The sequence below is a fragment of the Epilithonimonas tenax DSM 16811 genome, from assembly GCF_000428485.1.
GTDB lineage: Bacteria > Bacteroidota > Bacteroidia > Flavobacteriales > Weeksellaceae > Epilithonimonas > Epilithonimonas tenax.
This window is the reverse complement of sequence record NZ_AUAA01000079.1, coordinates 1-3,755: the sequence shown is the minus strand read 5'-3', so window position 1 is coordinate 3,755 and position 3,755 is coordinate 1. Positions and strand designations below refer to the sequence as shown.

Genomic DNA, 3,755 nt, shown 5'->3' with positions numbered 1-3,755 from the left:
TGCTAAATTCAGGTTTTGTGCTTGTATTTTATTTTGTAGTTTAGTTGAAGTTTTCGGCTTCGGTTTTCCCGCCATCGCCAAGCCGCAAAACGTTGGCAGAAATTTTAACAAAAATATCGTTTTAAATAAAAAATTAAAAAAAAACTATGAATATTGAAAATCTTAAAGTAAAACTTAAATGTCTCCAGCCAAATGACATAAACGGAACTTCAACTTGGATAATGTATATTCGTTTAGATGCGCAAAAAAACGAAATTACAAGGATAAGTATTTATGATGAAGCAGAAGAAATTTTCTTGTTAAAAAATCTACCATCAAGAGTAATCGATTTGACTTTTGCGCATACAACCATTGAAGGTTTAGAAATTAATGATGAACTAAATGTATGGAAAACAGATTACAGCCAATTTGGAGTTCGTTTAAATAGAGATGCAATGGGAAGGTTTGGCATAATCACTTTATGGTTAAAAGAGCAAAATGTAACTTTCGTCTTTATGGTCGAAAAAGAAATAAAATAATAAACACAAAATATATGGAAGACATTTTAAAAACATTTGTTAAAGTTCTATTTTCCAACGAAACTATTGAAAACGTTGAAAAATTAAAAACATCAAGCAATGACAGAAACGCTATTGATGAGGACGGTATTCCCTTTAGATTACAAAAAGCGAGAGCAGGAAATATAAATCTAGAAGTCTTTTTTCAAGACCAAAGTGGAATGTATTATAAACCAATTGGTTTTTATGAATTTGACAATTTGGGAAAGGTTAAAGAAATTTTTTTGCTAAATGAATTTGTAGATACTTTCAATACAATAAAGCAAAATATTAATAATACTAGTAAAGCAAACTTTTTAAATTTGTTAGACAATGTTTACATTGCACTTGGCTCGCGAGAAGTTGGAAATACTATAACTGCAATGTTTAAAAGTCCAAATTACAGCGAATATAATCATATGGATATTACAAAAAGACAATATCACGCTCTTATCGTTAATGGATTGAATATCGAAGTAAAAACCTCAATGATGGGTTCTTTGGAAGCAGTATATGACGACAAAAATGACGATTTCAATGGAGAAGATATGTTAGTAATGTACCAAAACAACAATGGTGTTTCAATTCATTCATCAGAAAAAGAATATCAAACTATGATGAATAAAGGATTGTTGAGTATTTTCAATGCTGTTTAAAAACAAAGTCGGACAAACTGAAACAGCGACTTTAAAATTTCTGAAAGTAGGTAAATAAACAAAACACATATTTAACAATGAAAAAGATTTTTACATTAATTTTTGCTTTTACAACATTAGTTACATTTTTAACTTCTTGCTCTAATGATGATGAAGGAGGTAACAGTTCAAGTTCAGAAATAATAGGAACTTGGGGAACTGAATGGAATAACGGAACAGGAAATGCCGTACATCCAAAATTCACATTTATGAGCAACGGAAAAGTCAAATATTATGTGTACCCAAGTGGAAATATAGAATTAGAAGAAATCGGAACTTGGAATATGAGTAATGGCATTATTACAATGGTTTTTCCTGAAACGGTAGAAATTAAGTTTAAGAATAAAGTCATTTTTGTCAGTGAAACACAATTCAATTTTGAAGAAATCCAAGAATCAGGATATGATACTTGGAATGCAGAATCGTACTTTAAAACAGATGACCCGAATCTAAACTAAAAAAAAAATCTGCTAATACACAGACATAAAAGACAACAGAATGGAAATTTTTACGAAAGCGTTTGGCAGAACAAGAAACAAACTGTCAAAGTCAAAAAAATCTATCTTTAACTCAATATTTTTTGGAGAAAAAAAAATTAACGAAAATGAAAAACTATTTCAGGTAGCAACAACTTCGTATTTACACAATGATATAGCTAATGCTTTAAAAAATATTGATACTTGCTTAAAATCAGGAAGTACCGAAAAATGGGAATATTTTGCATTTAGAGCAAATTGTTTAGAAGAAAAAAGAGAATACAAAAAAGCGATTGAAGATTATGAAGTTGCTATTGAATTGAATGTTTATGACGAGAATGTTTATGCTTTGTATCATCAAATCGGCTTTTGTTATTTGAACTTGAACAATAATGAAAAAGCAGTAGAATTTTATACTTATGCTTTACAACTTAAAAATCATCTCAAAAATAAAGGTAAAGAAGATTTAGAAGGATTAGACGGAGGAGTTTTAATTGGAGTTCCTTTTAAAAGGATTCATAACAACAGAGGAAATGCTTTGAAGAATTTAAACAGATTTGACGATGCGATTACTGACTGTGAAAAAGCGATTGAATATGATGAAAACTATTCCAATCCATATCTATTATTGTCGCAAATTTATAGCTTAAAAGGAAATGAAGAAGAGTCAATAGAAAATCTTGAATTTTCAGCAATTTTAGGAAACCGATATGCCATTAAAACTATTGCGAATTTAATATCTGACGGTAGATTAACCGAAAAAAATACCAAATCATTTTTTGATAAATTTTCAAGGTTTAGCGACAAAAACTCAATGATATTTTTGATAGAATTATTAAACTCAAAAAGAACGGAAAGTGCATATGCAAATTACCACTTGAAAACCTATTTGAGCCTAATAGAATTTTCTGCCATAAGTTTGAGAAATGAAAATGCCTTATCTGTTTTAAAACTATTGGGAGGACAATAAACTTCTGCCAACAAGCAGTTTGGCAAAAGAGCGGGTTTCGTGCAAGGTTGAACATTTGTGTATTTAATCCGCAAAAACCATTTTTCTTTTGCAGTTTTTCGTAATTTAGTAAAAGAAAAAATGGTTTTGCTACGTTGGTGCAAAGTTGAAAGTTTTGTCTTTTAAATCCGCTCCTTCGCCAAGCTGCCGGACGTTAGCAGAAATCTCAAAAAAATCAGAAACTAAATAAAAATTCAAAGTATGAAAACAAAAATCAAAGTATTATTGACATTTTTAGTAATATCTAATATTGCTTTTGCTCAAAACACAGTCAAAATGACTAATAACTATGGAAGTGAAAATCCCGAAATTCAAGACATCATTGATTTTGAAAATATTTACATTGAAAAATTGAATTTTGAAAGTGAAAAAATAAATGGAAAATTTATCACGATAAGCATAGATGAATATAAAAGTGGAAAATTAAAAAATACTTCAATATTATTTGATGGTTCTGAAAGTGATTATTTTAAAATTAGTTCAGACAAAGAATCCTTAAAATTCTTTTTTAAAATGACCGATGGAAAACTAAAAGCATATATTAGAGGACAAAAATTCGGAAGTAAAAAATCATTCTTTAAATTATTCGAAGATTCTGAAAAATATGCTTTAAAAGATTTTTTCGGAAGTAAATCAGAATTAAATTTAGATATTAACAAAAAGAATGCAGTTTTTGCAATTATAACACCAACAATTCACAAAGATGGTTCGGGTTCATATTGTGAAGTTGCACAATCAAATATTGAACCTGAAAAACTGGGAGAACAATTTAAAATTCCGCATTATTTTATAATTAACGTTGAATTTAAATAAAGAGACTTCTGCTAACAGCGGTTTGCAAAAATGGCGAAATATGTGGTAAATTCAAGTTTATCCTTCGCAAGAAATTCTATCTTAGCCGAAAAATCTCGGTCACGAAATTCGCCACTTCTGCAAGCCGCGAGACGTTATGCGTCAGCTTAAAAGACGACCCAATGAGAAACAAATTGACATATTACATATTGACTTTTGCGACAGTATTTTTTATTGGGTGTGGGAC

The 3,755-nt window shown here is 29.5% G+C and carries 5 protein-coding genes; all 5 read left to right on the top strand.

What is annotated here, in order from left to right; all coding sequences use genetic code 11:
* Positions 1 to 146 precede the first annotated feature (146 nt).
* The 5 genes from F564_RS0117360 (at position 147) to F564_RS0117335 (ending at position 3,529) form a co-directional block, all read left to right on the top strand.
* Positions 147 to 518 (top strand): hypothetical protein, encoded by a 372-nt coding sequence (locus F564_RS0117360; RefSeq protein ID WP_028123699.1) that lies wholly within the window; start codon positions 147 to 149, stop codon positions 516 to 518.
* A 14-nt stretch (positions 519 to 532) separates the two neighbouring features.
* Entirely contained in the window at positions 533 to 1,192 is a 660-nt protein-coding gene (locus tag F564_RS0117355; protein WP_028123698.1) for a hypothetical protein, read from the top strand.
* 77 nt (positions 1,193 to 1,269) lie between these two features.
* Entirely contained in the window at positions 1,270 to 1,689 is a 420-nt protein-coding gene (locus tag F564_RS0117350) for a hypothetical protein (protein ID WP_028123697.1), read from the top strand.
* A 40-nt stretch (positions 1,690 to 1,729) separates the two neighbouring features.
* Positions 1,730 to 2,677, top strand: coding sequence for a tetratricopeptide repeat protein (locus F564_RS0117345; RefSeq protein ID WP_028123696.1), 948 nt, complete (start codon positions 1,730 to 1,732; stop codon positions 2,675 to 2,677).
* A 240-nt stretch (positions 2,678 to 2,917) separates the two neighbouring features.
* Complete coding sequence (locus F564_RS0117335) at positions 2,918 to 3,529, top strand: hypothetical protein (protein ID WP_028123695.1); 612 nt, start codon at positions 2,918 to 2,920, stop codon at positions 3,527 to 3,529.
* The last annotated feature ends 226 nt before the right edge of the window (positions 3,530 to 3,755 follow it).

Bases quoted from the DNA above. Each gene is read 5' to 3' on its own strand.
- F564_RS0117360 (WP_028123699.1), top strand. From the start codon at position 147: ATGAATATTGAAAATCTTAAAGTAAAACTTAAATGTCTCCAGCCAAAT.
- F564_RS0117355 (WP_028123698.1), top strand. From the start codon at position 533: ATGGAAGACATTTTAAAAACATTTGTTAAAGTTCTATTTTCCAACGAA.
- F564_RS0117350 (WP_028123697.1), top strand. From the start codon at position 1,270: ATGAAAAAGATTTTTACATTAATTTTTGCTTTTACAACATTAGTTACA.
- F564_RS0117345 (WP_028123696.1), top strand. From the start codon at position 1,730: ATGGAAATTTTTACGAAAGCGTTTGGCAGAACAAGAAACAAACTGTCA.
- F564_RS0117335 (WP_028123695.1), top strand. From the start codon at position 2,918: ATGAAAACAAAAATCAAAGTATTATTGACATTTTTAGTAATATCTAAT.